Annotated in this window: 5 protein-coding genes; 1 reads left to right on the forward strand and 4 read right to left on the reverse strand. The window is 30.5% G+C overall.

All coding sequences use genetic code 11. From position 1 onward, the window contains the following. On the reverse strand, positions 1-286 hold a 286-nt coding region (locus VK998_RS10440), incomplete at its 3' end, for a DUF3100 domain-containing protein (protein WP_325228068.1). Between the two features lie 328 nt (positions 287-614). Then, a complete protein-coding gene (locus VK998_RS10445) occupies positions 615-812 on the reverse strand; it encodes a helix-turn-helix transcriptional regulator (protein ID WP_325228072.1) in 198 nt (65 codons plus the stop codon). A 178-nt stretch (positions 813-990) separates the two neighbouring features. On the opposite strand from VK998_RS10445, the gene VK998_RS10450 reads away from it, so the two are divergent. Continuing rightward, on the forward strand, positions 991-1,314 hold the full coding sequence (locus tag VK998_RS10450; protein ID WP_325228069.1) for a helix-turn-helix domain-containing protein: 324 nt from the start codon (positions 991-993) through the stop codon (positions 1,312-1,314). Positions 1,315-1,552: 238 nt separating this feature from the next. Here VK998_RS10450 and VK998_RS10455 read toward each other — a convergent pair whose 3' ends face one another. Together VK998_RS10455 and VK998_RS10460 are read right to left on the reverse strand one after the other, a co-directional pair. Then, complete coding sequence (locus tag VK998_RS10455; protein ID WP_325228070.1) at positions 1,553-2,722, reverse strand: YibE/F family protein; 1,170 nt, start codon at positions 2,720-2,722, stop codon at positions 1,553-1,555. A gap of 59 nt (positions 2,723-2,781) precedes the next feature. Continuing rightward, the coding region (locus tag VK998_RS10460; RefSeq protein WP_325228071.1) for an alkaline phosphatase at positions 2,782-4,097 on the reverse strand (1,316 nt) is incomplete at its 5' end.

Consider the following 4,097-nt stretch of genomic DNA (forward strand, 5'->3'; position numbering starts at 1 on the left):
CTAAGGAAAGATTAGGGCCAATAGTACTTCCCATATAAGCAATCAAATACATAACACAAATCCCTATATATGGAGAAGCTGTTTCCATATCTTCTTGATTTAGTACTTTCAAAAATCTTATTTGTGAAAGTAATAGACCAAGAATTAAAGCATGAAGCATCGGCAACAAAGAAAACTTAATTGGCCCTAAACTAATTGATATAATACCGATTAGTTCAGCAATGACAACTAAAATAATAGAGATAATGTGGACTTTAAAATCATGAAAAAAGCCTTTTTGTTCCATTTTGACCCTCCTCCTAGAATCAATATTGAGTAATTCAGTGAATCTAATCACTGATTATCTTTAAATTAACAATTGTTCATAATAACTAAAAATAAATTTATTCTTGATCTCAAATACAGCTTTAAATTTTTATGCTATTTAATTTGATCAAAATATGTTTGCTGAACTCTTATTGTTATGTATAATTTTTGAATTTAAAAAATATAGTATGTTGAAAATATGACATGTTGAAACATAATAATGATTGAATTTAATTTTGAAATTTAGATTTGTTTTAATCAACTAATTACGCTAATTTACTCTATCCGATAGCTTTACCATATGGTTTTTAAAACATCTGTGCCTTATGTTTGTTCAATGTATGTATAATTTCCGTTTTATATTTTTTGCCTGATCTACGACCATTTAAAATATCTGTTAAATAGTTTTCATTAACTCCAACTTCTTCTGCTAATTTCCTTTGAGTCATTTCTAATTCTACAAGGGTTTTCTTTACTGTTTTACCAAATTCCTTATTCTTTGTTATCCCACATTAATTCACCTCCTCTCGAAAATAAAAATCTGGGTTTAACAGTGACACATAACTTTAAAATATGTTAAAATTAATAAAAGTGGTTATATTAATATAATAATGTCAATTCGACATTTTGTCAAGTAGCATTTTGCTTATTTGACATATAATTTGTATTATAGGAGGTTGAACAGTGACACAACTTGATTCTATTGGTAAAAGAATTGCCTATTTAAGAAAAAAGAAAAATCTGACTCAAAAAGAATTAATGAATTTATTAAAATTTGATAATCTTAGCAGATATGAAAATGATGAGCGTAAACCAAACTTAAATATTATAATAGAATTATCACAATATTTCAATGTCTCTACAGATTGGATACTGATGGGTAAAGTTCCAGATTGTAAAGAAGATTTCATAGATTTTATTTATCTATTTAATCAGTTAACCAGTCTTGAGAAAGGAATTATTATTGGTAGAATGGAAGAAATGTTAGAAAAACGTCATAGATCGTAATCAAAGTCTAACAGAAGACTTTTATTTTTAGACAAATATGACACGATTTCTTATCATCTATATTAATATGTCAATTTGACATTTATGATGGAAGGGAGTTAACAGGTTTTCAATGTATCTACGGATATCTTCTTAGTTCAACTGACAACAAAAAAGAAACTAGAAGAATAATAACTTCTAGTTTCTTATTGTTATTGGGACAGCGAAAACCGTCCCCGTCGCACCACCCTTTGTCCTATTATAGCCTATTTTGTGATAATGTAATTGTACCCTTGTCTTTTTTACTTTTAAATAATAACCCACAAATTACTGATGTCAAAGGAGAAACCAGTACAAGCCCTATACAGCCTACAAAAGTGTGAAGTATCTCTGCTGCTATTACCTTTGAATTTAATATATTTAGCATTGGTGTTCCTTGAGCCATATAGACCATCATGACTGATAAATAGCTTCCCATATATGCAAATAAAAGAGTTGTAGTCTGGCTTCCAACTACTGACTTCCCAATACTCATCCCTGATGTTATTAAACTTTTACGAGTTATTTCAGGATTGTTCTTTACTACTTCATCTAATGCCGATGAAATATCTACAGCAAGGTCTAATATTGCCCCAGAACTTGCAAGATATATTCCTGCTTGAAAAATAGCTGTTAAATTAAGCTTTAAAAAACCTGCATAAAGTAATGATTCTGACCAATCCATAACTGCACCATGAATATTAAAATAGTTCCCAAATATGATTGCTAAAATACAAGTAGCAAAAGAACAAGAAATCGAACTTATAATAGCAGCATAGGCCCTTTTTGTAAAGCCTGTAACTAATAAGATAGTTATAATTGTTAAACAATTTCCTACTATCAATGCTACAATAATAGGATTGAATCCCTTTAGCATTGCTGGAATTAGTATCTTCCATATACTAAGTAATGCAAATGCAAAGGATAATAATGTCCTAACACCTGTAAAACCTGAAAAAAATATAATAATTATAGCAAAGCACCCTATAAGGACAATTTCTTTATTTAATCTATAATGTTCTACCATATTTGCAAAATTAATATTTCCGTCTTCATTAAAACCAATAAGAACCCATGCCCTATCCCCTTCTACAAAAATCTTGTCTTCTGCAAGACTACCTTTTAGCATATTGTCTGCATCTACTACTTGTCCTTTATATGAGCCTGTTTCAATTTGGATTGTAACCCTTTGGTCTCCTTGCCTAAATAATCCTGTATTAATTACATTTGAGTTGTCAACAGATAGTACTTTTGCCTTTACACCTTCTGTATGTATATATAGTTGTTTATCAAAGCCTGTTGGCAATAATAAAAGTATAGTTAGAAAAATTAATAGAGAAAAAACAAAACCTACTTCCTTTCTATCAACTTTACTCAAAATATCTTTCAAGAGATAACACCCTTTCATTAAATAAGGCTGGAATATTTCCAGCCTTATTGTTTATTAAATTATTTTAGTCCTGTTGCAGTAACTAGTTTATGATAAACTTCTGTATTGTCATATGCACCATTGAATAATTCAGCTTGTACGCCTGTAGCATATACAGGAACCGGTACCCCCGTATGAGCATAGGAAGTCCAACCTATGCCAGCTTTATTGTTTAATATATGAGTCAATGTAACTGATAATGGATTATAACCACCATATAATCTATAAGATTCTTCGTCTTTTGATGGTTCTTCTGCCATAGTTTCATCGAATGCTTTTTTTAGTCTTTCTACTTCACTGTTTGAAAGTTCTAGACCCATATATGGATTATCACCTTCTCCATCTTCGTATTCATTTTTTAAACCAAAGTTTTTAGTAATAGTTGGCATTACATCTTCAAATTTTAATTTAGGATTTTCTTTTATCATTTCATCAAGCAATGCATCAAATTCTATATAAGACATCTTTTGGTTTTCTAGTATTTCTAATGCTACATCATATCCAGTTGTAGCTTGACCTATAGTCATACCGCCTGTTTCGTGGTCACCAGTTACAATAATTAGTGTTTCTTCTGGATGTTTTTTAGCAAAATCTATAGCTACTTGAATTGAATCTTCAAAAGCTAAAACTTCAGTTATATTTGTTTTTGCATCATTAGCATGACCTACCCAGTCGATTTTGCCTGATTCAACCATCATGAAGAATCCTTTTTCATTATCAAGAACATCTATACCTTTTTTAACAAAATCAGCAAGAGTTAAATCTCCCTTTTTATTGTCTATTGCATAGGGCATAGAACCGCTATCTTGAACTACTGGTGTAACTGCATATACTTTGCTTTGCTTATTGTTTAAAGCCAATATATCTTCTTTTGTATTTACTACTTTATATCCTTTTTCTTTCAAAACTTCATATGCATCTTTTTGATCATTGTTATTGCCTTTTGGTTTGTTTATTGTCCCACCACCAAAATAATCAAAATTTGAATCTGCCATCTGCATTGCTATATTATAGTAATCATTCCTTGATGGTACATGTGCATAATAAGCTGCTGGAGTTGCATGGTTTATAGTAACTGTTGATACGATACCTACCTTCATCCCTTTTTCTTCTTTAAGCCTCTCAGCTATTGTTTTAGGTAAGTTTTTTGAATCTACATTTTCAACTTCATTCCCTGAAACATGGCCTATTGGCTTTAATCCTAAAGTACCACTCCAAGTTTTAAATCCTGAAGATAATGCTGTCGCTGTAGAGGCTGAATCAGGGGCAAATGAAGTTGAATCATGAGTAGTTTGATATCCTACTGCTTCAAAATCTTGGAAATTAAGTACATCTA

Origin of the sequence: Schnuerera sp., assembly GCF_035459645.1 — a bacterium.
In the GTDB taxonomy this organism is placed as follows: Bacteria; Bacillota; Clostridia; order Tissierellales; family Tepidimicrobiaceae; genus Schnuerera.